The sequence below is a fragment of the Phenylobacterium sp. genome, assembly GCF_041691455.1.
GTDB lineage: Bacteria > Pseudomonadota > Alphaproteobacteria > Caulobacterales > Caulobacteraceae > Phenylobacterium.
Genome location: NZ_JBEPUO010000001.1, coordinates 549,169 through 571,887, shown reverse-complemented (window position 1 = coordinate 571,887; position 22,719 = coordinate 549,169). Strand labels below are relative to the sequence as shown.

The 22,719-nt window shown below is 70.3% G+C and carries 25 protein-coding genes; 16 read left to right on the top strand and 9 right to left on the bottom strand.

Annotated elements, in window-relative coordinates; all coding sequences use genetic code 11:
* Positions 1-25: 25 nt before the first annotated feature.
* From ACESMY_RS03040 to ACESMY_RS03015, 6 genes are all read left to right on the top strand, one after another.
* The gene (locus ACESMY_RS03040) at positions 26-1,216 is read left to right on the top strand and encodes an acyl-CoA dehydrogenase (RefSeq protein WP_372782027.1); all 1,191 of its coding nucleotides are present in this window, start codon (positions 26-28) and stop codon (positions 1,214-1,216) included.
* 139 nt (positions 1,217-1,355) lie between these two features.
* Complete coding sequence (locus tag ACESMY_RS03035) at positions 1,356-3,659, top strand: PAS domain S-box protein (protein ID WP_372782025.1); 2,304 nt, start codon at positions 1,356-1,358, stop codon at positions 3,657-3,659.
* Positions 3,660-3,748: 89 nt separating this feature from the next.
* The gene (locus ACESMY_RS03030; protein WP_372782023.1) at positions 3,749-4,165 is read left to right on the top strand and encodes a cytochrome c family protein; all 417 of its coding nucleotides are present in this window, start codon (positions 3,749-3,751) and stop codon (positions 4,163-4,165) included.
* Between the two features lie 140 nt (positions 4,166-4,305).
* Positions 4,306-4,761, top strand: a complete 456-nt coding sequence (locus tag ACESMY_RS03025) for a cytochrome c (protein WP_372782021.1) — start codon at positions 4,306-4,308, stop codon at positions 4,759-4,761.
* Between the two features lie 38 nt (positions 4,762-4,799).
* Positions 4,800-5,726: a cytochrome c gene (locus tag ACESMY_RS03020; RefSeq protein ID WP_372782019.1), complete on the top strand. Its 927-nt coding sequence runs from the start codon at positions 4,800-4,802 to the stop codon at positions 5,724-5,726.
* A gap of 251 nt (positions 5,727-5,977) precedes the next feature.
* Positions 5,978-7,654 (top strand): MFS transporter, encoded by a 1,677-nt coding sequence (locus ACESMY_RS03015; RefSeq protein WP_372782017.1) that lies wholly within the window; start codon positions 5,978-5,980, stop codon positions 7,652-7,654.
* Here the strand turns inward: ACESMY_RS03015 and ACESMY_RS03010 are convergent.
* Entirely contained in the window at positions 7,651-8,661 is a 1,011-nt protein-coding gene (locus tag ACESMY_RS03010) for a phosphotransferase (RefSeq protein WP_372782015.1), read from the bottom strand. The genes ACESMY_RS03015 and ACESMY_RS03010 overlap by 4 nt on opposite strands.
* Before the next feature lie 52 nt (positions 8,662-8,713).
* Positions 8,714-9,598, bottom strand: a complete 885-nt coding sequence (locus tag ACESMY_RS03005; RefSeq protein ID WP_372782013.1) for a bifunctional precorrin-2 dehydrogenase/sirohydrochlorin ferrochelatase — start codon at positions 9,596-9,598, stop codon at positions 8,714-8,716.
* A gap of 155 nt (positions 9,599-9,753) precedes the next feature.
* Between ACESMY_RS03005 and ACESMY_RS03000 the strand changes: the two genes are divergently transcribed.
* From ACESMY_RS03000 to ACESMY_RS02985, 4 genes are all read left to right on the top strand, one after another.
* The gene (locus ACESMY_RS03000; protein WP_372782011.1) at positions 9,754-11,028 is read left to right on the top strand and encodes a glutamate-5-semialdehyde dehydrogenase; all 1,275 of its coding nucleotides are present in this window, start codon (positions 9,754-9,756) and stop codon (positions 11,026-11,028) included.
* Positions 10,994-11,653, top strand: a complete 660-nt coding sequence (locus ACESMY_RS02995) for a nicotinate-nucleotide adenylyltransferase (protein ID WP_372782009.1) — start codon at positions 10,994-10,996, stop codon at positions 11,651-11,653. Before ACESMY_RS03000 ends, ACESMY_RS02995 begins: the two co-directional genes overlap by 35 nt.
* A gap of 49 nt (positions 11,654-11,702) precedes the next feature.
* Complete coding sequence (rsfS, locus tag ACESMY_RS02990; RefSeq protein ID WP_372782298.1) at positions 11,703-12,140, top strand: ribosome silencing factor; 438 nt, start codon at positions 11,703-11,705, stop codon at positions 12,138-12,140.
* 61 nt (positions 12,141-12,201) lie between these two features.
* Positions 12,202-12,414 (top strand): hypothetical protein, encoded by a 213-nt coding sequence (locus tag ACESMY_RS02985; protein ID WP_372782007.1) that lies wholly within the window; start codon positions 12,202-12,204, stop codon positions 12,412-12,414.
* Between the two features lie 2 nt (positions 12,415-12,416).
* On the opposite strand, the gene ACESMY_RS02980 is transcribed toward ACESMY_RS02985, so the two are convergent.
* Positions 12,417-12,647 carry a hypothetical protein gene (locus tag ACESMY_RS02980; RefSeq protein WP_372782005.1) on the bottom strand — a complete coding sequence of 77 codons (231 nt, stop codon included), beginning with the start codon at positions 12,645-12,647 and terminating at the stop codon, positions 12,417-12,419.
* Positions 12,648-12,776: 129 nt separating this feature from the next.
* On the opposite strand from ACESMY_RS02980, the gene ACESMY_RS02975 reads away from it, so the two are divergent.
* Positions 12,777-13,175, top strand: coding sequence for a hypothetical protein (locus ACESMY_RS02975; RefSeq protein ID WP_372782003.1), 399 nt, complete (start codon positions 12,777-12,779; stop codon positions 13,173-13,175).
* Here ACESMY_RS02975 and ACESMY_RS02970 read toward each other — a convergent pair.
* Both ACESMY_RS02970 and ACESMY_RS02965 read right to left on the bottom strand, forming a co-directional pair.
* A complete protein-coding gene (locus tag ACESMY_RS02970) occupies positions 13,172-13,627 on the bottom strand; it encodes a nuclear transport factor 2 family protein (protein ID WP_372782001.1) in 456 nt (151 codons plus the stop codon). The two genes, ACESMY_RS02975 and ACESMY_RS02970, sit on opposite strands and share 4 nt — an antisense overlap.
* 96 nt (positions 13,628-13,723) lie before the next feature.
* Positions 13,724-14,905: a serine hydrolase gene (locus ACESMY_RS02965; protein WP_372781999.1), complete on the bottom strand. Its 1,182-nt coding sequence runs from the start codon at positions 14,903-14,905 to the stop codon at positions 13,724-13,726.
* Positions 14,906-14,987: 82 nt separating this feature from the next.
* Here ACESMY_RS02965 and ACESMY_RS02960 point away from each other — a divergent pair, with 82 nt between their 5' ends.
* Positions 14,988-16,064 (top strand): GTP-binding protein, encoded by a 1,077-nt coding sequence (locus ACESMY_RS02960; RefSeq protein WP_372781997.1) that lies wholly within the window; start codon positions 14,988-14,990, stop codon positions 16,062-16,064.
* On the opposite strand, the gene ACESMY_RS02955 is transcribed toward ACESMY_RS02960, so the two are convergent.
* Both ACESMY_RS02955 and ACESMY_RS02950 read right to left on the bottom strand, forming a co-directional pair.
* Positions 16,061-16,336, bottom strand: a complete 276-nt coding sequence (locus ACESMY_RS02955; protein ID WP_372781995.1) for a hypothetical protein — start codon at positions 16,334-16,336, stop codon at positions 16,061-16,063. The two genes, ACESMY_RS02960 and ACESMY_RS02955, sit on opposite strands and share 4 nt — an antisense overlap.
* Before the next feature lie 107 nt (positions 16,337-16,443).
* A complete protein-coding gene (locus ACESMY_RS02950) occupies positions 16,444-16,887 on the bottom strand; it encodes a biopolymer transporter ExbD (RefSeq protein WP_372781993.1) in 444 nt (147 codons plus the stop codon).
* A gap of 111 nt (positions 16,888-16,998) precedes the next feature.
* On the opposite strand from ACESMY_RS02950, the gene ACESMY_RS02945 reads away from it, so the two are divergent.
* From ACESMY_RS02945 to ACESMY_RS02930, 4 genes are all read left to right on the top strand, one after another.
* Positions 16,999-17,979 carry a WD40 repeat domain-containing protein gene (locus tag ACESMY_RS02945; protein WP_372781991.1) on the top strand — a complete coding sequence of 327 codons (981 nt, stop codon included), beginning with the start codon at positions 16,999-17,001 and terminating at the stop codon, positions 17,977-17,979.
* Positions 17,980-18,048: 69 nt separating this feature from the next.
* Positions 18,049-18,486, top strand: a complete 438-nt coding sequence (locus tag ACESMY_RS02940; RefSeq protein WP_372781989.1) for a DUF2214 family protein — start codon at positions 18,049-18,051, stop codon at positions 18,484-18,486.
* Between the two features lie 77 nt (positions 18,487-18,563).
* Entirely contained in the window at positions 18,564-19,394 is an 831-nt protein-coding gene (locus ACESMY_RS02935) for an enoyl-CoA hydratase/isomerase family protein (RefSeq protein ID WP_372781987.1), read from the top strand.
* 115 nt (positions 19,395-19,509) lie between these two features.
* Positions 19,510-20,415: a hypothetical protein gene (locus ACESMY_RS02930; RefSeq protein WP_372781985.1), complete on the top strand. Its 906-nt coding sequence runs from the start codon at positions 19,510-19,512 to the stop codon at positions 20,413-20,415.
* Positions 20,416-20,553: 138 nt separating this feature from the next.
* On the opposite strand, the gene ACESMY_RS02925 is transcribed toward ACESMY_RS02930, so the two are convergent.
* Both ACESMY_RS02925 and ACESMY_RS02920 read right to left on the bottom strand, forming a co-directional pair.
* The gene (locus ACESMY_RS02925; RefSeq protein ID WP_372781983.1) at positions 20,554-21,576 is read right to left on the bottom strand and encodes a hypothetical protein; all 1,023 of its coding nucleotides are present in this window, start codon (positions 21,574-21,576) and stop codon (positions 20,554-20,556) included.
* A gap of 61 nt (positions 21,577-21,637) precedes the next feature.
* Positions 21,638-22,516 (bottom strand): sulfotransferase domain-containing protein, encoded by an 879-nt coding sequence (locus ACESMY_RS02920; RefSeq protein ID WP_372781981.1) that lies wholly within the window; start codon positions 22,514-22,516, stop codon positions 21,638-21,640.
* Positions 22,517-22,719: the final 203 nt, after the last annotated feature.

The window sequence follows — 22,719 nt, the reverse complement described above, 5'->3', positions numbered from 1 at the left end:
GACTATTCTTTCAGGAGCCATTTCCATGCCGCTCGATACGGCCGCCGACCAGAAGACCTTCCGCTGGGACGATCCCCTGGACCTGGCCTCGCGCCTCTCCGAGGACGAGCGCATGGTCTGGGAGGCCGCCCGCGCCTATGCCCGCGAGAAGCTGCTGCCCCGGGTGGTCTCGGCCTATGCGGAAGAGCGCTTCGACCGCGAGATCATGACCGAAATGGGCGCGCTCGGCTTCCTGGGTCCGACGCTTCCCGAAAAGTACGGTTGCGCCGAGGTTAACCACGTCGCCTACGGCTTGATCGCCCGCGAGATCGAGGCGATCGACAGCGGCTACCGCTCGGCGATGAGCGTGCAGTCCTCGCTGGTCATGTACCCGATCTACGCCTTCGGCTCCGAAGAGCAGCGAATGAAGTACCTGCCGGGCATGGCCACGGGCGAGATCATCGGCTGTTTCGGCCTGACCGAGGCTGACGGCGGCTCGGACCCGGCCTCCATGCGCACCGTCGCCAGGAAGGTCGACGGCGGCTTCGTCCTGAACGGGTCGAAGATGTGGATCACCAACTCGCCGGTCAGCGACGTGGCGCTGGTCTGGGCCAAGCTCGACGGGGTGATCCGGGGCTTCCTGGTCGACCGCGGCTCCGAAGGCTTCGCGACGCCGAAGATCATGAACAAGCTCTCCTTGCGCGCCTCGGTGACCGGCGAGATCGCGCTCGCCGACGTCTTCGTGCCGGAAGACATGATGCTGCCGAACGTCTCGGGCCTGCGCGGACCGTTCTCCTGCCTGAACAAGGCGCGCTACGGCATCGCCTGGGGGGCCATGGGGGCCGCCGAATTCTGCCTGCATGCGTCCCGCGAATACACCCAGACCCGCAAGGTGTTCGGCAAGCCGCTCGCCGCGCGCCAGCTGGTGCAGAAGAAGCTCGCCGACATGCAGACCGAGATCGCGCTCGGCTTCGAGGGCGCGCTGGCGCTCGGCCGGCTGATCGACGAGGGCGCCTGGGTTCCGGAAGCCATCAGCCTGATGAAGCGCAACAATTGCGGCAAGGCGCTGGCCATCGCCCGCGAGGCCCGCGACATCCACGGCGGCAACGGCATTTCGGGCGAGTATCATGTGATGCGCCACGCCGCGAACCTCGAGACGGTCAACACCTACGAGGGGGCGCACGACGTCCACGCCCTGATCCTCGGCCGCGCGATCACCGGCGAGAACGCGTTCTAGGAGCAGGCAGGGGCGCGCAAAGGCCGCAAGACGGACCAACGTTACGTTTACTTGATGCGGTTAGGTTCTCGCGGTTATCCCGGGGGATCGAATGCCGATGGCCAGGAAAAGCGCGTTAGGCGCGGCCAACAAGGCTGAGATGATTCGTTGGCTGTTCGAGAACAGCCGCGATCTCATGCAGGTCATCGGCGCCGATGGCCGCTTCAAGCTGGTCAATGGAGCCTGGAAGCAGCTTTGCGGCTGGGAGGAGAGCGAACTCGTCGGCGAGCGCGCCCTGGAATTCTTCCACGAGCAGGACATCGACCAGGTCCGGCTTCACGTCCGCGGCCTCACCTCGGGTGAGGTTTCCGAGCACCATGTGCGGGTCCGGCGCAAGGACGGCGCCTGGGCCTGGTTCGCCTCGCGCACCCAGAAGATGACCAACGGCGAACTCATCGTCACCATGCGCGACGCCACCGAGGAGCGCGCCAGGGCCGAGGAGCTGGAAGAGACCCGCCGCACGCGCCGCCTGCTGAGCGAAGCCGCGGGCATCGGCGCCTGGGTCTTCGAGCCCCTGGAAGGCCGCATCGAGTGGTCGCGCGATCTCCTGTTCCTGACGGGCTACAAGGCCGAGGAGATCAGCGGCCCGGAGCAATTCTACGCCGTCGTGCATCCGGCGGACCGCAAGCGGACCGCGGAGATCATGGGCGCCTCGGTGACCTCCGGGGAAGGCGCGACGCTGGAGCATCGCCTGAAGGTCGGCGGCCGCTGGACCTCCTGGCGCGCGACCTACCGGACCGAGCCGCGCGCCGGCGGGGTGTTCGCCCTGCGCGGCATCTCCGAGGACATCACCGAACTCGCCAAGGCCCGCGACGTGGCGCGCCGCGGCGAGCTGAAGATGAAGAAGGCCCAGCGCGAGGCCCAGGCCAGCGCCCAGCGCCTGGCGGTGGCCCTGGAGGCCGCCGAGGCCGGGGTCTACGAGATCGACCACGTGTCGAAGAGCTTCTGGGCCTCGCCGGAGTTCGTGAAAATCACCGGCCAGGGCGATGCGAGCTACCGCCAGGCGACGGAGCTGCGCTTCCCGGGCTTCCACCCCGACGACCTGCCGCATGTGCGCGCCTCGTTCCGCTCGCTGCACACCGGCGCGGGCCGCGCCGGCGCCTTCGACGCGCGCATCGTGCGCTCGGACGGCGAGACCCGCTGGATCCGCGTCTCCCATCACCTGAAGGTCGGCCGCAACGGCCGCTGGCTGAAGGCCGTCGGCCTGATCCAGGACTTCGACGCCCGCAAGCGCCAGGAACTCGCCCTCCTGGAGGCCCAGCAGGCCGCCGAGGCCGCCGGCGAGGCCAAGTCGGCCTTCCTGGCCAATATGAGCCACGAGATCCGCACGCCGATGAACGGCGTGCTGGGCGTGCTGCACCTCCTGAAGGCCGAGAAGCTGACCGAGGACGGCCGGCACATGCTAGAAGAGGCGCTGTCCTGTGGCCAGATGCTGGCCGAGCTGCTCAACGACGTGATCGACTTCTCGAAGATCGAGGCCGGACACCTGGAGCTCGCCACCGATCCGGTCGATCCCAAGAGCCTGGTCGAGGGCGTGGTTCGCCTCCTGCGGCCACAGGCGGACGCCAAGGGCCTGATCCTGCGGCTCGACGCCGACCCCAGCCTGGGCTGGGTAAAATCCGACCCGGTGCGGCTGCGCCAGGCGATGTTCAACCTGGTGGGCAATGCGGTGAAGTTCACCGAGGCCGGCTCGGTCACCGTGCGCTGCCGCAGCCCGCGTCCGGGCTTCCTGCGCTTCGACGTGATCGACACCGGCGTCGGCATCCCCGCCGAGGCCCAGGATCGCGTCTTCCAGCGCTTCGACCAGGGCGACGCCTCCACCACCCGCAAGTTCGGCGGCTCCGGGCTTGGCCTGGCGATCACCAAGAAGCTCGCCGAGATGATGTCCGGCGCCGTCGGCTTCACCTCCGAAGAAGGCGTCGGCTCGACCTTCTGGCTGGAGATCGAGGCCGAGCCGACCGAGGCCGAGGTCGCGGCCCTGGAGACGCTCGACCCGGTGCTCGACGGCCTGCGCGTGCTGGTGGTCGAGGACAATGCGACCAATCGGATGATCGCCACCAAGCTGCTCGAGAGCCTGGGCGCCGATGTCGCCACGGCTGAAGACGGCTACCTGGGGGTCGAGGCGGCCGCACGGGGCGGCTTCCACCTGATCCTGATGGACGTCCAGATGCCCGGCATCGACGGCCTGGAGGCCGCCCGCCGCATCCGCGCGCTCGGCGGCGAGGCGGCGCAAACGCCCATCGTCGCCCTGACCGCCAATGTGCTGGCCCACCAGCGCCGCGCCTATCTGGACGCCGGCATGGACGGCGTGGTCGGCAAGCCGATCTCGCCGGGGATGCTGCTGCGCGAGATTTCCCGCCTGAGCGCGCCCGCGCCGGACGCCGAAGAGATCGCCGCGGCCTGACGCCCTCGGAGGCGAAAGCGCGAGAGAGCGGCTTCCGCCGCCGCGCGAACCGATGCTACTTCTGCGCTCCCCGTTTCCCAGGAGCCGACATGATCGCCGTCCCCTCGCCGCACAAGCGCATCCTCGCCCTCGCCGTGATCGCCGCGGGCCTCGCAGCGTCGGCCGCCCTGGCGCAGCCGCCGGCTCCGGCCCAGGCCCCTGCCGCCGCGCCCGCGACCCAGCCGACGGAGTTCGCGATCTGCAGCGCCTGCCATGAATCCAAGGCCGGGGCCTCGCCCTCGCTCGGCCCCAATCTGTTCGGCGTCGGCGGGCGCAAGGCCGGCAGCGTCGACGACTACGACTATTCCCCGGCGATGAAGGCCTATGGCGCGACCTGGACCGCCGACACCCTGCAGGCCTTCCTGCTCGATCCCAACAAGGCCGTGCCCGGCAACAAGATGGACTATTCGGGCGCCAGCCCGGACTCCGCAAAGGCCGTCGCCGACTACCTCATGACCCTGAAATAGCTGAGCGAAGGATGCCGCGCCCGGCGCGTCGTCTTTTCGAAGATTGGGTACGTCCGGGGCTGCGAGGTCTTGCCACTTGTCGCGTCCGTGTCGGCGCGGTAGGTCCGGAGGACAACAGGACAAGCCTATTGGAGCCTTGCATGAAGCCGTCTCGAACTGTCGCCCGGGCCGCGATCGCCGGCGTCGGCCTGGCCCTCGCGATCGGCTGCGTCGCCGTGGCGGCCGGCAGCCCGATGGAAGACCGCCAGGCCACCATGAAGCAGGTCGGCCAGACCATGAAGGAATCGAGCGCCTTCACCTCCGCCGCGACGCCCTTCGACGCCGCCAAGGTGAAGACCCTGATGGACGGGGTCGCCGGCGCGGCCAAGAAGCTGCACGGCCTCTATCCAGCCGGCAGCGGGGCGGATCCGAAATCGGCGGCCGACCCGAAGGTCTGGGAAAACAAGGCCGACTTCGACAAGCGCCTGGCCGAGATGGGGACGCTCGCGGCCGCGGCCGGCAAGACGACCAGCACGGACACCTTCAAGCCGGCGTTCGCGGCGCTCGGCGCGACCTGCAAGTCCTGCCACGACATCTATCGCAAGAAGAAGACCTAGGGCTCTAGCGGCTGGGCCAAGGAAGAGGCGGGGACGAGATGTTCAGGCGCGGTATCGTCATACTGGGCGTCTTGGCCCTCGTGGCCGCGGTGGCGCTCTGGCTGCTGACCGCGCCCCGCAGGCTTCCCGCCTCCGAGCTCGCGGCCGGCTACCACCCGGACCTCGCCAACGGCCAGGTGATGTTCACCGCCGGCAACTGCTCGGCCTGCCACGCCACGCCCGGCCAGGCCGACCGCACCCAGCTCGCCGGGGGCCTGAAGCTCAAGTCGCCCTTCGGGACCTTCGTCACGCCCAACATCTCGCCCGACCCGAAGTTCGGCATCGGCGCCTGGAGCGAGCTGGCCTTCGCCAACGCCATGAAGCGCGGCGTCGACGACGAGGGCCACCACCTCTATCCGGCCTTCCCCTACTCAGCCTACAGCCTGATGAAGACGTCCGACGTGCGCGACCTCTTCGCCTACATCAAGACCTTGCCGGCGGTGGCCAAGCCGTCCGCGCCGCACGAGCTCAAGTTCCCCTTCAGCATCCGCCGCGCCGTCGGCGTCTGGAAGCTGCTCTACTTCAAGCCGCATGAGTTCGCCGCCGATCCCAGGCGCTCCGCCGCCTGGAACCGCGGCGCCTACCTGGCCGAAGGCCCCGCGCACTGCGCCGAGTGCCACACGGCGCGCAATGCGCTGGGCGGCCCCGAACTCGCCAAGCTCTACGCGGGCGCGCCCAACCTCGAGGCCGGCGGGCGCTTCGCCAGCAACATCACCCCGCACAAGGACGGGCTCCGCGACTGGAGCGAGCAGGACATCGCCGACTTCCTGAAGTCGGGCACGGACAAATGCTTCAACGAGCCAACCGGCATGAAGGACGTGGTCGCCTCGACGAGCCTGCTGAGCGACACCGACCTCGCCGCGCTCGGCGCCTACATCCACGCGGTACCGCCGATCGCCGGCAACCCCAAGCACAAGACCTGCTGAGCCTCCTCTCCTCCGACGCGTAGCGCGGGGGGAGAGGGTAGGGTGAGGGGCGGCTCGTGAGAGTGTGATCCGCCGATGGTCCAGCCATGACCCCCGAGGTGGGCCCTCGCCCGACCAACGGGAGAGACTGAGGGGGCCAGCCGCCCCTCACCCTACCCTCTCCCCAAGTAGGCTTGGGGAGAGGAGGGGCGCCCTTCCACCGCCGCGCCAACGGGTGCTAATCCTCCCCTCAAAGTTCGGGGAGAGTATCTATGGCGGAGATCACCGCGGAGGCCGCGCCGGCGCCGACCGAGGGGGCGAGCCTGAGGACGGTCGTCGCCGCCTCGGCGGCCGGCACCACCTTCGAATGGTATGATTTCTTCGTCTTCGGCAGCCTGACCCAGGTGATCTCGAAGACCTTCTTCTCCGGCCTGAACGAGACCGCCGGCTATGTCGCCGCCCTCGCCCTGTTCGGCGCGGGGTTCGCGTTCCGGCCGATCGGCGCCCTGGTGTTCGGCCGGATCGGCGACCGGGTCGGACGCAAGGGCGCCTTCCTGGTGACCGTGGTCCTGATGGGCGGCGCGACCGTGCTGATCGGCGTGCTGCCGAGCTATGCCGCCGTCGGGGTGATTTCGCCGATCCTGCTGCTGCTGATGCGCATCGTTCAGGGCTTCGCGCTCGGCGGTGAATATGGCGGGGCGGCGATCTATGTGGCCGAGCACGCGCCCGCCAACGCGCGGGGCCGCTCCACCGGCTGGATCCAGACCTCCGCGGCCTTCGGCCTCTTCGGGGCCCTGCTGGTGATCCTGCTCACCCGCCTGGCGCTCGGAAAGCTGTTCGGACCCACGGCGTTCGACGCCTGGGGCTGGCGCATCCCGTTCCTGTTTTCCGCGGGCCTGCTCGCGGTCTCGATCTACATGCGGCTGAAGCTCTCCGAGAGCCCGGCCTTCGCGGCCATGAAGGCCGAGGGCAAGGGCTCGACCGCCCCTTACGCCGAGGCGTTCGGCCAGTGGAAGAACCTCAAGACGGTGCTGCTCGCGCTCACCTCGATGATGTTTGCCCAAGGGGCCGTCTGGTACACGGCCTTCTTCTACGTCCAGACCTTCATGGAGAAGTTCCTGAAGGTGGACCCGGCGACCATCAACGGCCTGATGATGGCCGCGACCGCGGTCAGCGCGGTGGGCTACGTGGTCTTCGGCTGGCTCTCCGACAAGATCGGCCGCAAGCCGGTGATGCTGTTCGGGATGACCCTGATGCTGCTGGCCTATTTCCCGGGCTTCCACCTGCTGACCCAGACCCTGAACCCGGCCCTGGCCGAGGCGACCGCCCGCAGCCCGGCCACGGTGATCGCCGATCCCGCCGACTGCTCCCTGCAGTTCGATCCCGTGGGCAAGGCGTCCTTCACCTCATCCTGCGACATCGCCAAGAGCGCGCTCGCCAACGCCGGGGTCTCCTACGTCAACCAGGCCGCCGCGCCCGGCCAGCCGGCCCTGGTGCGGGTCGGGATGGCGACCATCCCCTCGCTCGATGCGCGCGGCCTGCCCAAGGACGTGGCCAAGGCGATCAAGACCAGCGTCGAGGGCAAGATCAAGGAAGGCCTGGCCCGCGCCGGCTATCCCGCCAAGGCCGATCCCAGGCGGATGAACCTGCCGGGCGCCTTCGGGGTGATGCTGATCTTCGTGATCGCCGCCACCGCGCTCTTCGGGCCGATCGCCGCCTGTCTGGTGGAGCTCTTCCCCACCCGGATCCGCTACACGGCCATGTCGCTGCCCTACCATATCGGCACCGGCTGGGTTGGCGGCTTCGTGCCCTTCACCGCCTTCGCCATCGTGGCCGCGGTCGGCAACATCTATTCCGGTCTCTGGTACCCGTTCGCCTTCACCGCGGTGTCGGTGGTGGTGACGCTCTTCCTGTTGCCGGAGACCAAGGACCGTTCGCTCACCCGCTAGGCCGCGAGCGTTTCCAGGGCCTCGGCGAGGGCCGGGCTGCGCAGTCCGTCCAGCGCCGCGGTCAGGCGCGCCTTGCCGTAGGCGACCCGGTCGTCCCACGACGCGAAGCTGACGGCCCCGGACCCCAGGCCCCGGTGCATCTCGGCGAGTGACGGCGCGGCCAGGGTGCGGTCGGCCGGCGTCTGGCCCGGCCGCTCGGCCGCGGCCGCGTTGTGGAAGACGGTCCCCAGGAAGAGGTGATTGACGATCCGCATAACCTCGAACCTGGCGCGTTGCTCCGGCGTCGGCGGCGCCCCGAAATAGGTGCGTAGCAGCAGGTCTTCGCCGCCCGGATCCTTCACGAACCAATTGGCGAGCGTCGCCAGGTCCACGTAGCGGTCGGCCAGGAAGGCGGCCTCCCAGTCGACGATCCACAACCGGCGGCCGTCGTAGAGGATGTTGCCGGGATTGAGGTCGTTGTGGCTGGAGACGAGGTCGCCGGGCGCGGTGCGGTATGCCCGCGCCAGCCCGGCGAAGCGGTCGGACAGCTCCTCGGTCGCCGCCGGGTCGATGAGGCCGCCGGCGCGATGCTGGGCGATAAGCTCGCCGACGCCGGTCATGTAGTCGACCAGCGGCGGAAAGGCCGGCGTCCGGTGCAGGACGCGGACGGCCTGGGCCAGCTCCACCAGCAGCGGCGCGCCATCGCCCGGATAGGCGGCCAGCGGCTGGACGGCCACCAGGTCCATGATCGCCACGCCGTCGGCGGCGTCGGCGTAGCGCACCGTGGGCGAAAGGCAGGCTTCGGCGGCCGTGCGCAGGCAGGCGAACCCGCGCTCGGGGTCGCGCAGCGGGTCGCGGGCGAGCGTCAGGCGTAGCGCATAGGCGATGCCGCCGACCCGGATACGCAGCACCTGGGCGCCCGAGAGGCCGCCGGTCAGCGGCGTCGGGGCTGCGTCGAATTCGATCGTGCCGAAGGTCTTCATCAGGGCGCGGTCGAGGGCCGGGCGCAGGGCTTCGGGAATGGTCATCCCCACTTTTTACCCGGATAGAATATAGAGTCAATTATATCCGGGTGATAATCTAGCCGGCGATCGGCAGCACCTCGGTCTCGACGCCGGCCGCTTCGAGCGCCGCCTGCTCGCCGCGCCAGGCCGGCCCGGTGATCAGGCGCGCGACCCGAAGGCCCTGGCCGGCCAGTTCGCCCAGGCGCGCGGGCGTCTGCGGGCCGGTGCGTTCGGCGTCGCGGCGGGCCAGCGCCAGGACCTCGGCGTGGGCGTCCGTATCGCAGACCAGGACGTCCGCGGCGGCCAGCGCGCGGGCCGCCTTCAGGGTCAGAAGGTCGGCCGGGCCCCGGGCGTCGATGAACTGCACCGCGCCGGCGCCGGGCTCATCCCGCGCCAGGGCTTCGCGCAGCAGCTTGACCGCGACGGCGGTGTCGCCGCGCATCGCCGCCTCGGCCGCCGGACCGGTGAGCGCGGTCCGCAGGAAGGCCCGCCTGCGGTGCGGCTCCGGCAGCGCCCGGCGGACCTCGGCCTGCAGGGTCGCGAACAGGGCCGCGACCCGCCCCGCGCCCTCCGGCACCCGGGCCTCGATATCGTGCCGCAGCAAGGTCGCCAGCATCGGCGAGGCGCCGCCGGTGCCGATGGCCGCCACCACCTCGCCGCGGTCGATCACCGCCGGCGTCGTGAAATCGCAGAGCGCCGGCCGGTCGACGACGTTCACCGGCACATGTGCCGCGCGCGCCGCACCGGCCGCGGCCGCGGCGAAGGCGTCGTCCGGCGAGGCGATGAAGGCCAGCGCCGCGCCCTCGTAGGAGGCCGGCGACAGCGCCGCCTCGCCCTCGAGCCGCCGCAGCGTGGCCGGCGAGCCCGCGAACAGCCGCACCTTGGCCTCGGCCGCCTCGCCGGCGCCGGCGATGGCCACGGTCTTGCCGGAGAGCGGGAAGAAGGCGGGGAAGGCGTCCATGGCGGACCCTTGGGCTAATTCAGCGCCCGAGGCTAGTCGAGGCGAAGGTCGCGCGCGAGGGGCGCGTACGAACGTCAACCTCCTCTCCCCAACTAGGCTTGGGGAGAGGAGTCAAACCGGCTAGGTAAGGCTCAGTCTGAGCATATGGGGCGCGGATGGACGACGCGGGCGCGAGCTTGCAGGCGCAGATGAGTGCGATGGGACGCGAGGCCCGCCTGGCCGCCGCCGCCCTGCGCCTCGCCGACGCCGCGACCCGCACCCGGGCCATCGCCGCCATGGCCGACGCCGTGCGCGCCGACGCCGCCGCGATCCTCGCCGCCAACGCCCGCGATGTCGCCGAGGCGCAGGCCGCCGGCCTCGCCCCGGCCATGGTCGACCGCCTGCTGCTGGACGAAACGCGCCTGGAGGCCATGGCCAAGGGCCTGGAGACCGTGGCGAAGATCCCCGACCCGCTGGGCGCGGAGCTCGACCGCTGGGACCGGCCAAACGGCCTCGACATCGCCCGCGTGCGCACCCCCATCGGGGTGATCGCCATCATCTACGAGAGCCGGCCCAACGTGACCGCCGACGCCGCGGCGCTTTGCGTGCGGTCCGGCAACGCAGCGATCCTGCGCGGCGGGTCGGAGTGCCTGGCCTCCAATCTCGCCATCCACGCCGCCGTGGCCAAGGGGCTCGCCGCCGCGGGCCTGCCGGAGGCCTGCGTCCAGGTCGTGCGCACCGCCGATCGCGCCGCCGTCGGCCTGATCCTCGGCGGCCTTGAGGGGACGGTCGACCTGATCATCCCGCGCGGCGGCAAGAGCCTGGTCGCCCGGGTGCAGGCCGAGGCCCGCGCCCCGGTGCTGGGCCACCTGGAGGGCATCAACCACGTCTTCCTGCATGCGAGCGCCGACTTGGAAAAGGCCATCGCCATCGCCGTCAACGCCAAGATGCGGCGTGTCTCGGTCTGTGGGGCGGCCGAGACCCTGCTGGTCGATTCCGCCGACGCCCAGCGCCTGCTGCCGCCGGTCGCCGCGGCCCTGGCCGAGGCCGGCTGCGAGCTGCGCGGCGACGCCCGCGCCCGCGCCCTCGTCCCCGGGATGGCCGAGGCGACGCAGGAGGACTGGGGGACCGAGTACCTCGCCCCGATCATGAGCGTGGCCGTGGTCGACGGCGTCGAGGGCGCGGCGGCCCACATCGCCGCCCATGGCTCGGCCCACACCGACGCCATCGTCGCCGAGGACGGAATCGCCGCCGAACGGTTCGCGGCCCTGGTCGACAGCGCCATCGTGCTGATCAACGCCTCCACCCAATATGCCGACGGGGCGGAGTTCGGGTTCGGCGCGGAGATCGGCATCGCCACCGACCGCCTGCACGCCCGCGGCCCGGTCGGCGCGGAACAGCTCACAACCTACAAATATGTGGTCCGCGGGACCGGCCAGACGCGTCCCTGACGGGGGACGCCCAGCCGCGCTCCGGCTCGGATTCCATCTTGCGCCCGGCATGCGCGTGGGCCTCTACGGCGGCTCGTTCAACCCGGCCCACGAGGGCCACGCCCACGTGGCCGAGACCGCGCGGCGGCGGCTGGGCCTCGACCGGGTGATCTGGCTGGTCTCGCCGCAGAACCCCTTGAAGACCAACCACGAGACCGCCGACCTCGCCGAGCGCATGGCCGGCGCGCGGGCGCTCGCCAAGGGTCCAGGGATGATCGTTTCGGACGCGGAGACCCGGCTCGGCAGCGCCTACACCATCGACACCGTCCGCGCGCTCAAGCGGCGGTTCCCGGGCGTGAAATTCGTCTGGATCATGGGCGCCGACAGCCTGGCGAGCTTCCACCGCTGGCGCGGCTGGACGCAGATCATGCGCGAAGTCCCGGTGGCCGTGGTCTCCCGCCCGTGGATTTCGCTGAAGAGCCGTTTCTCGCCCGCCGCGCTCAGGTTCGCCCGCTTCCGCCGCCGCTCCACCGCCGCGGTGACGCTGGCCGACTCCAAGCCGCCGGCCTGGGCGTTCCTGTTCGGCCGCTTCAATTTCCAGAGCTCGACAGCGCTTCGCGAGCGCATGAAACGGCTGCGGCCTTGAACGGCGGCTGACCGGAGCCCATCGGCGTGCTAGGGTCGCTCTTGCGAGGATTCAAAGGAGCACCCCGCTGAACCGTGAAGCTGCGCCCCGTGCGCAGGAAGGCGACAAGTCTTCCAAAGACGTCCAGGCCCGCATCAGCGCCCTGGAAGACATGATCCTGGCCCGTCTCGACGACGACAAGGCGCAGGACGTCGTGTTCATCGACCTCAAGGGCAAATCCGCCGTCGCCGACGGTCTGGTGGTCGCCTCCGGGCGTTCGCACCGCCATGTCGGCGCCATGGCCGACCACCTGCTGCGCGCGCTGAAGGACGAAGGCTACGGCCGCGCCCGCGTGGAAGGCCTGCCGCACTGCGACTGGGTGCTGATCGACACCGGGGACGTGATCATCCACCTGTTCCGGCCCGAGGTGCGCAGCTTCTACAACATCGAGAAGATCTGGGCGGTCGACAGCCCGCACCGCACCCAGGCCGGCGGCCAGGTCGTCTAGGCCCGCGCCGGGATCGAAGCCGGGGGAAGCAACCTTATCCCTCTGAATCCGTTACGGTTGCATGCCCAGGATCATCATCAGCTGCCCGACCACCGGTGCGGACGTCCCCACCGGACACCGCACCCAGGATTTCGATCTGGCGGCGATCCTCGAGCCGAGGTCGTTCCGCTGCCCGGTCTGCCAGCAGGTGCATGCCTGGCGCGGCGAGGACGCCCGCATCGAAGGCGGCCTGCCGCCGGCCGCGGCCGCGCTGACGGCGGCCCTGCCCACCTAGGCTCAGTCGTCCGGCGAAGGGCCCTCAGGTCTCTGTCTTACGTCCAGCCGGGCGCGCCGGATCGGATCGAGCGCCACGCCGTCGCGCCAGACCATCACATGGGTTGCGCTCGTGTGCCCCGCCAGCACCGCTTCGCCCTGCTCTAGAGCCGCCGCATCGTCGCCGAGCTCGAAGGCCTCGAAGCTGGTCGGCGAGCCGTCCTCCAGACAGGGATAGAAGATGTACATCGGCATGTCGGTGGCGATCCGGCGACGGGGGACCGGGGCGTCTATCGGCCCGCCGATGAACGGAAGATGACAGCTCAGGTTCAGACGCGGCGTGACAGGGCGGCGCCATTCGGGCGTTCGCGCGTTGAGGCTGTCATGAACAAGACCACCCTTCTCATCCCCGCCCTGGCGCTCGCCGTCGCGGCGCTGTCCGCGGCGCCCGAGGCGTCGGCGGCCGATCCCACGGGCCGCGTCGCCACCGCGTTCGGCAACACCGTGATGTCCGTCTATCCCGATGGCCGTTCGCAGAAGATCTGGCTGCAGCCGGACGGGAGCTGGACGGGCCTCAGCCGTCGCGGCAACCCGCTTGCCGGCAAGTGGAGCCTGAAGGGCGAAAAGGTCTGCATGCGGCAGTCCAGGCCGCCGACCCTGCCGATCAGCTTCTGCCAGAACTTCCCGTCAGATCCCGAGAAGGGCATCGACGCCAAGGACCTGACCGGCACGCCGATCCACCTGAAGCTGGTCAAGGGCCACGTTGGCAAGACCGACAGCTAGTTGGCCTTCGCGGCGGGGCTGTGGACGTAGAGCGCGTTCTGCCAGCGCCCGCCCCGCCTGACGAACAGCGACGTCGCCCAGACGGGGCTCGGGACCTTGAACCCGCCGCAGCTGGTGTCCTGCTCGGCGCGGTAGGTCAACAGCGCTGCATCGAGGCTGAATCGGGTCAGCTTGAACTGGTCGACGGCGTAGCTCTTCACCACGCAGCCGGCCTTCACCCCGGCCACCACCGGCGCCTTGCCGCTCGGCCCGTCGCCCTGCATCTCCACATGGTCGTCCGACAGGAAGCGGTCGAAGAAGGCCCCATCGTGACCCTGCCAGGCGACCCAGGACTGCTTCTCAAGCGCGACCAGGGTGTCTTCGAGCGACGCGGCCGGCGCGGCCCGCGCCGCCGAGCCGAGCAGGAGGGCCGCGAGGCCGGCGGCGATCGTCAGGCGGCGGGCGAGGAGCATGGGCCAGTCCTTGTTCAACCCTGGCAGTGGTCCTCAAGGGCGAGCCGTTCGCAAGCCGGCCCTCGACGGACGGCCCGTGGGCTCTGACGAACGGTCCTAGAGGCCGCCGCCCGCGACCACCGGGGCGGCCCCGAACGCCGGCGGCGCCTCGCCGGTCCGCTCGCCGGCCTGCCACTGCGCCTCGACCGCGTGGGCCACGGTCTGCATCAGCTTATGGCGGGCCGAGGGGCCCTGGCGGGTCTGGCGGACCATCACCGCCACGGCGTAGGTGCGGCCGTCAGGCGCGGTGAGCAGGCCCACGTCATTGATCCCGACCGAGGCTCCGCGCCAGTCCGGGCCGGTGCCGGTCTTGTGGGCCAGCGCCCAACCGGGCGCGAGCCCGGCCCGCAGCCGCATCTGGCCGGTGCGCGCCTCACCCATCAGGCCCAGCATGAAGTCGGTGGAGGCGCTTGAGAGCAGCTCGCCGCGCCGCAGCTCGGAAAGCGCCGTGACGATCCCGTTGGGCGTCGCCCCGTCCGGCGGATCGGCCAGGTAGGTCGCCAGCGCCTGGTCGCGAACCGCGTCCGGCAGTTCGGCGCGGGCCTGTTTGAAGATCCAGGTCTGCCCGTACTCCGGCCGCCAGGTGAGGCCCGCCGTCCGGGTCTGCACGTCGCGCTCGGTGCCGCCCACCGCGACGCCTTGGAGCCGCTTCTGGGCGATGGTCCGGGTCACCACGGCCGCGCCGCCCAGCTCGCGGATCAACCGGTCGTTGGCCGCATTGTCGCTCTCGATGAGCGCGTGGCGCAGGAGGTCGGCGAGGCTGACGGTCAGGCCCGCGGGCCCACGGATGCGAGAGGCCAGGGGTTGGTAGAAGACGCTGCGGTCCTCCGGCAGCATGACCACCGGCTGGTCGAGCTTGAGCCGCCCCTCGTCCACCGCCTGCATCACCGCCAGCGCGACCCAGAGCTTCGAGACGCTCTGCTGCGGGAAGGTCTCGTCGCCGGCCACCGCGGCCGTCCAGCCTTCGTCGACGTCGCTCACCGAGATGCCCACCGGCTCGCCATAGGCCTTGGCGATATGTTCGAGGGAGGCGCGAAACTCCGCCGGGGCCGGCGGGGCGGGTTTTTGGATGATCGGGACTTGCGGGCTCCTGGTGTAGGCGACCTTCGGCGCCATCACATGGGTCGCCGCGGCCCAGCCGCCCGCGACTCCCAGAGCCAGCAGCGCGACGACGACGCCGACGACGGTTCTCGGACGCGCCCGCGCGCGCCGCCACCGACGGGCTACCAAACGCTTCATGAGAATCGAACGCACATCTGCTGTTATTCCATAACGCTCGGGACGCAGATCGCCACTTTGGAATTCGACGTCCGACGACTACATGCAGCCCATGACCGACAAGACTCCCGTCACCGTTCTGACCGGCTATCTGGGCGCCGGTAAGACCACGCTGCTCAACCGGATCCTCTCCGAGGACCACGGCAAGCGCTACGCTGTCATCGTTAACGAGTTCGGTGAGGTCGGCATCGACAACGATCTGATCGTCGGCGCCGATGAAGAAGTGTTCGAGATGAACAACGGTTGCGTCTGCTGCACCGTGCGCGGCGACCTGATCCGCGTGGTCTCGGGCCTGATGAAGCGCAAAGGCGGCTTCGACGCGATCATCGTCGAGACCACCGGCCTCGCCGACCCCGGCCCGGTGGCCCAGACCTTCTTCGTCGACGAGGACGTCCGCGCCAAGACCCAGCTCGACAGCGTGACCACCGTCGTCGACGCCAAGCACCTGCCGCTGCGGCTGGCGGATTCGAAAGAGGCCGCCGAGCAGATCGCCTTCGCCGACCAGATCATCCTCAACAAGACCGACCTCGTCACCGAAGCGGAGCTGGTCGAGGTCGAACGCATGATCCGCCGGCTGAACCCGCTGGCCCCGATCCACCGCGCCCAGCGTTCCAACGTGCCGCTCGACCTGGTGCTGGGCCGCGGGTCCTTCGATCTGGCGCGGATCGAGCAGATCGAGCCCGACTTCCTGAACCCCGCGCACGGCGAGGCGGGCCACGTCCACGATGAGGACTGCGGTCACGACCATGGGCACGATCACCACGGCCACGATCACGCTCACCACGACCATGGGCCCCACGACCACGGGCACGACATCGAGGCGAGCGGCATCCGCGGGATCTCGCTGACCGCCCACAAGCCGCTCAACGCCAATAAGGTCACCGCGTGGCTGAACGAGGTGCTGCAGAGCCAGGGCCCCGACATCCTGCGCGCCAAGGGCATCCTCGACGTGGCCGGCGAGGACCGGCGCCTGGTGTTCCAGGCGGTGCACATGATCCTGGAGGGCGACTTCCAGGGCCCCTGGCGTGACGGGGCCGACCGCTACTCGCGCCTGGTGTTCATCGGCCGCAACCTCGACGAAGCGAAGCTGCGCGAAGGCTTCGAGGCCTCGATCGCCTAGGCGATCGGCCGGCGCCGTCCGCTGCGGCGCTCGACCGTTTTCGACTGGCCGGGGAACGGGATGCCGGAGACCAGCAGACGAAGGCGGTAGGCGGCCAGGACGTCGGCGCGGACAAGGCCGCACGGCTCGCTGACCCGGCCGTCGCGCCATTCGAGGACGACTTCCTCGCCTTCCATGCGGAAGCGGCCGCGGTGCATGTCTTCCCCGACGGCGATCTCGACCGGGTTCCATTTGGGCGGCGGGCGCCGGCGTTTGCGAGGTCTCCAGACCATCCGCACACGCTAGGCGAACACGGTTGCCGCCCGATTAATCAAGACTTCATAAGAAAAGCCCGCCAGGTCTCCCGGGCGGGCTCGTTCTCGCCGATCGAACGGATCGATCAGATCTCTTCGTTGATCAGGGCCACCTGGTAGAAGCCGTTGCCCTGCAGGTTGTTCATCACCGACATGAAATCGCCGTAGCGCACCTGCTTGTCGGCGCGGATGTAGACCCGCTGCTGGGTCGGCGGCAGGGTCGGATCGTCCGCCGCGAGCGTACGCGACAGGTCCGCGGGCAGGGTGTCGAGGCTGGTCGGCCTCTCGCCGATGAAGATGCCGCCGCCGGCCTGGATATTGATCAGGATCGGCTCTTTCACCTTCGTGCCCGGGGGCGGCGGGATGGCCGGCGGCAGGTCGAGCTTGATCGACACCGTCGCGGCGGGGATCGCCACCATGAAGATAATGAGGAGCACCAGCATCACGTCCACGAAGGGCGTGACGTTGATGTCGCTGTTCTGGCCGAGGTCGAAACGTCCGCCGCCCCCGCCGCCCAGCTTTGCGCCCATGCGAAATTCCCTTCCCTGGGGCGGTAGGTCCGCCCGGTCGTTAAAAGTCCGCTGACCATTGGCAAGCCGCCACGGCGTTGTAAAGCCCGAAGCGGCGATCTAGGGGGAGGCATGTCCCAAGCCCTCCCCGCCTTCGACGCCTATGTAACAGCGGTCTCCTTCGACGCCGCCGGGCGGGCGGTCTTCGCGCTGGGCGACGGGACGGTGCGGTTCGAAGGCGGCGAACAGGTCGAAGCGCATGACGGCGCGGTGCTGGCGGCCTGCGCGCATCCCTCGGGCGGGGGGATGATCACCGGCGGCGACGATGGCCGCGTGGTCTGGTCCCGCCCCTCCGGCGCCGAGGAAATCGCCAGCCTGCCGGGCCGTTGGATCGATGCGGTGACGGCGAGCGCCGCCTCCGGCCTGATCGCCTTCGCCGCCGGGCGCGACGTGCATGTCCGCGATGTCGCCGACGCGGCGTTTTCGCGCACCTTCGCCCATGAGAGATCCGTTGCGGACCTGGCTTTCGAGCCCAAGGGCCGCCGGCTCGCCGCGGCCACCTATGGCGGGGTCTGGCTCTGGTACGCCCGCATCGAGGCCCAGAAGCCCGGCAAGCTCGCCTGGGCCGGCAGCCACGTGGCCTGCGCCTGGAGCCCGGACGGCAAGTTCCTGATCAGCGCCATGCAGGAGAACCAACTGCACGGCTGGCGTGTCGCCGACGAGAAGAACATGCGCATGGGCGGCTATCCGGCCAAGCCCAGGAGCCTCGCGTTCCTGAGCAAGGGGAACCTGCTGGCCACCTCCGGCGCCAACGGCGTGGTGGTCTGGCCGTTCGCCGGCGCCACGGGGCCGATGGGCAAGCAGGCCGCCGAGATCGGCTATGACGAGGCCGCCATGGTGCTCCGCGTCGCCGGCGCCCCGGCGCTGAGCTGGGTCGCCGCCGGCCTCGACGATGGCCGCGTCTGGGCCTGCGACCTGACCGGCCAGAAGATCACCCCGCTCAAGGCCGAAAAGGGCAGCCCGGTCACGGCGCTGGCCATCACCCCGGACGCCAAACGCGTCGCCTGGGGCTGCGAGGACGGCGAGGCCGGGGTGGCGGAAGTCGAGAGCTAACGCGCGCTGCGTGTCGGGGGAGAGGCGACTCGGTTGACGGGAGGCTCTGCGCGGCAAGATAACCGAGCCATGCTCGACTTGGCCCTGGCGATCGCGCACCACTTTCTGGTCTTCGGCCTGTTCGGCGTGCTCTGCGCCGAACTGATCGCGGTCAGGCGGGGCCTCGATCACCCGACCGTCGTCAAGGTCGCCGCGGTCGACCTCTGGTACGGCGTCCTGGCCGGACTGATCATCGTGGTGGGCTTCGGCCGCGCGGTCTACGCCGCCAAGGGCTGGGCCTACTATTCGCACAACGGTTTCTTCTGGGCGAAGATCGGCGTCTTCGCGGTGATCGGCATCCTGTCGGCGCCGCCGACCATCGCCTACGTGCGCTGGAAGCGGACGGGCGGCGCGCCCACGGAGGTCCAGGTGGCGGCGGTGCGGCGCTATCTCTGGCTGGAGATCGTGCTCTTCGCGCTCCTGCCGGCCTTCGCGGCGGCCATGGCGCGCGGCTACGGCGAGTTCTAGCGTTCCAAAATCCTTGCCTGCCGTAGGGCCACGGGTCTTAGGCTTCGTCTCCCGACACGCGAAGACGGATGGGCGAGATGAGCGAGACCCTGGCCAAGCCGGCCGCCGACCAGGCGGCCGAGGTGCTCTACGAGGCGGCCGACGGGATCGCCACCATCACGCTCAACCGCCCCGAGCGGATGAACACCATCTCCGGGCCGATGCTGGCGAGCCTCAGCCAGCTGCTGCTGAAAGCCAACGCCGACCCCAAGGTCCGCGTGGTGATCCTGACCGGCACCGGCCGCGCCTTCTGCGCCGGGCTGGACCTGGTGGACGCGACGCAAGGCTCCGGCATCGGCTCGGACAAGCAGGCCCAGGCGCCCAGCGTGAACCTCGACCTCCGGAACGCCCCGCCGACGGTGCTCTTCGCCATGGACAAGCCGACCATCTGCGCGCTGAACGGCGCCGCGGCCGGCTACGGCATGGACACCGCGCTCGGCTGCGATATCCGCATCATGGGCGAGAGCGCCAAGCTGGCCGCCGCCTTCGTCAAGCGCGGGGTGGTGCCGGAGAGCGGCGGCACGTGGATCCTGCCGCGCCTGCTGGGCTGGTCGAAGGCCGCCGAGATCATCTTCACCGGCCGCACGCTCTCGGCCGCCGATAGCCTGGCGCTTGGGCTCGCCAGCGTGGTCGTCCCCGACGCCGAGCTGATGCCGCGCGCCCGCGCCGTCGCCGCCGAGATCGCCGCCAACGCCCCGCTGGCGGTGCAGTCGGCCAAGCGGCTGATGCGCATGGGGATGGAAGAGACGTTCAACGACCACGTGCACCACGTCTATCTGCAGTTCCTGCAGCTGGTCCGCACCCAGGACTTCCGCGAAGGCATGACCTCCTTCCTGGAAAAGCGGCCGGCGGACTTCCAGGGGCGCTGAACGCCTTCGAACCGCACACGGTTGACCGGCGCCCGCCTGCGCCGACGCTTTGCCTGGACACGGCGGAGCTTCCGCGCATGTTGGCGACCGGAATCCCTGGAGCATCGGAGCCGGCGTGAGCCACGATCGCCATCTCGCCGCGCTCGGCCGCTGGAAGGCCTGCGGCCCGGCTGAGGTCATGAGCCTTGTCCGGCGGCACCCGGACCTCGGCCTGGCGACCCGCACCCTGGCGGCCAACTCCCTGGCCCTGGCGCAGCAGGACCGCGCGCTCGCCAGCGTGTTCAAGGACGCGGGCCGCTACGTCGTCGCCATGTGGGCCTTCTATCTCGACGCGGGAGAAGGCCTGACGCTGCCTCGTCTGAAGGCCGTCTGCGCCCAGTCCGGCCTGCTCAGCCCCGGCCGGGCGCGGGCCCTGCTGCAGTTCCTCGAACATCTGGGCTATGTCACGCCGCAAAGCCGCGGCCCCAGCGGCGCGGCCACCGCCTATGATCTGACGCCCGCCTTCCGGTCCGCCTGGCAGGCGCAATTGCGCGCCGCGTTGGAGGGGGCACGGCGCCTGGAGCCGGCGGTGGGCCTGCTGCTCGACCGTCTTCACGAACCCGCCATCCTCAAGGCCTTCGAGCGAGTCCACGCCGGCGGCCTGCTGGCCTCCGCCGCACAGCGGCCGATCCCGCTGACGCCGCCGTTCGTGCGGGTCTTCATGCACCCGCACGCGGGCCTCCTCGTCCTTTTTGTCTTGCTGACCTGCTCGGAGGATGAGGCGTTCCCGCCCCGCCGGGCCGGGCCCGTCTCGCTGGCGGCCCTGGCGCGGCGGTTCGCGGTCTCGCGCATCCACCTCAAGCGCCTCTTCGACGAGGCCGAGCGGCAGGGCCTGGCGAGGCTGGGACCGGACGGATATGTGGTCTTCGAGCCGGGCGTCGGCGAGGCGCTCCGGTTCTTCTACGCCAACCAGATGGCGCAGATGATCAGCGCCGCCGCCGCCGTTCTGGACGAGGCCGACGGGATTGTGCGGGCCGCCTGAGCCCTCCGTGGGCCGATCAAAAATGTGCAGTTGTGACCGGCGCCGCCGCTGATAGCGTCCGCCGGCTCTGCGCCATCAGACAGCGCTGGGGGGGCGCGCGCCCCGCCTCTCCCTGCGCGACGCGCGGGAGGGGCGGGATCACCCGCCTCGCCAGAGCTCAACGCTGCGCGGCGCCGCCAGGCCGCCAAAGCGCCTGTCGACCTCCAGGAGCCGCGCCTTCGCCGCATCGCGATCGCCCCTGCGTCCCAAGGCCTCAACCCGCGCCAGCGCGTCTTGCACCCGGCGCTCCAAATCCGCGCGGCAGACGGCGAGCTGCTGGGGATTTGCCGCCGGCGGCGTGTCGAGGGCCGCGAGCGCGCGGGCAAGGCTCGCCGGGTCGGCCGGCTCGTGGCCGGCGAAGGCGCTGATCTGCCGGACCGCGCCCGTCACGCACCAGTCCTGCAGGGACCTCAGGCTCGCCGCGTCCGCCGAGATCGCCGCCTCATCCTGGCGGCCGGTGAGATAGACCAGCCGCGATCCGGCCTGGAACTGGGCGAAGAGGTCCTTGGGCGGGATCGGCGGCGCGCCCTCGCCCAGCGGATCGCTGCCGGCGTTCAAGAGCGCGCCCTTGAACACGTCCGGATAGGCCAGAGCCAGGCGCAGCGCGATGCGCGAGCCGCCGGAAAACCCGCCGACCCAGACCCGCGCCCGATCCACCGGATAGCGCGCCAGGACGTTCTGCAGCCCGAGCAGCGCCAGGGGTTCGCGCCGGCCCACGACATTGGCGTCGTTGCCGGACCTGGCGGCGCTGACGAAGATCACGCCGGCCCGATCGAGCACCGAGGCCCAGCCCTGCGGCAGCCTGGCGTCGGGCCAGGGCGGCACGAACACCAGCAGCCCATAGCCGCCCGGCGGCGCCTGGGCCGGGACGTAGAGCGTGAACCGTTCGTCGGCGAGGTCGATCGACTGGTCGCTCAGCGCGCGGCCGGAGCGGGCCAGGCCCTCCTCGATCTGCGCCGCCGCCAGCGGGCTCAGCAGTCGCCGCGCGATCTCCGGCCCGCTGGCGAGCGGCGAGGGTTCGCTGAAGACCACGTCGGCCCGTAACCCCACAGGCGCGGCCCGCGCGGCGCCACCCAGGGCCAGCAGCGCGACCGCGAGGACGAATTTTACCGCGGTGCGCATCGCCTGGCTCCGAACCTGACCCCCATCCTAGCCGAGCGACGGCGGGAGTCTGCCGTGCGCGTCAGGCGACCTGTTGCGCGCCCTCCCGGGCCGGCGCGGCGACCGGAATCCACGAGGGTTCCGCCGCCTCTTCGACGCCCGCATAGCCGAAGTCATGGCGCAGGTAACGCGTCAGCCGTTCGGCCAGGACCTTGGCGTCGCCGGCGGCGTACCGCACGGCCCCCCGCGCGGCCCGGTCGGGCGCGATGTCCTCGCCATAGTCGGGATCGAGATGTGCGGCCACCGCCTCGCGGGAGGAGACCGCCAGGCCCGCCGCCACGTCGGCGTCGCTCAGCTCGACTCCCCAGTGCGCCCAGATGCGGCGCACCCAAAGCTCGGGGTCGTGCTCCACATCCTCGTAGCGGACGACCATCACCGTCTGCGGAAAGACCCTGCGCAGCACGCCCCAGCGGTTGAAGAACCGGATGAACCACCAGAGGTCCACGCCCTGGGCCGAGGGCGGGCGGGCGACATAGGCGTCGAGCGCGCCGAGCTGTTTGATCTCCCGCCACTTGAAGAAATAGGAGATCAGCGAGTCGGGGATGTCGCGAACCAGCAGGACCACCGGCGGCAGGCGCGCGAGGCGCAGCGCGCCCAGCAGGGCGATCAGCCGCGAGGGCATGTGGTGGGCGCTGCCGATCCGCGGCGCCTGGGGGTGTTTCCGCGGATGCCGGGCGTGGCCGATGTAGACGTCGCTCTGCGGGCCGCTCGAATAGGTCGGCCGCGGCAGCGCCAGGCGGTGGGCGATCGCCGAACTCAGCATGAACCGCAGCCAGTGGGTGCCGGAGTTATGTCCGCTGATCAGGAACCCGTCGACCTTGCCGCCGTAATGCAACAGGTGGAAACGCGAGAGATCGTCTCGGACGTCGGCCGCAAACAACGGCAGGCCGAACTCTCGCATGGCAGCTCCCCCCGAACCCGGTCACGGGACGACTGGAGCTGATTTTTATGCCGTTATTATATCGCGCCTGTGTGGAAATATATCGCGCCCGCACAAACGACCGGGAAATTGGTCCCAGGCGTTTCGAATGCTTCGGGCCGGAAAAATTCACGCTATCCAGTCACCGCGCGCCGGCCGGATACATATCACTGTTGTTCGAGATC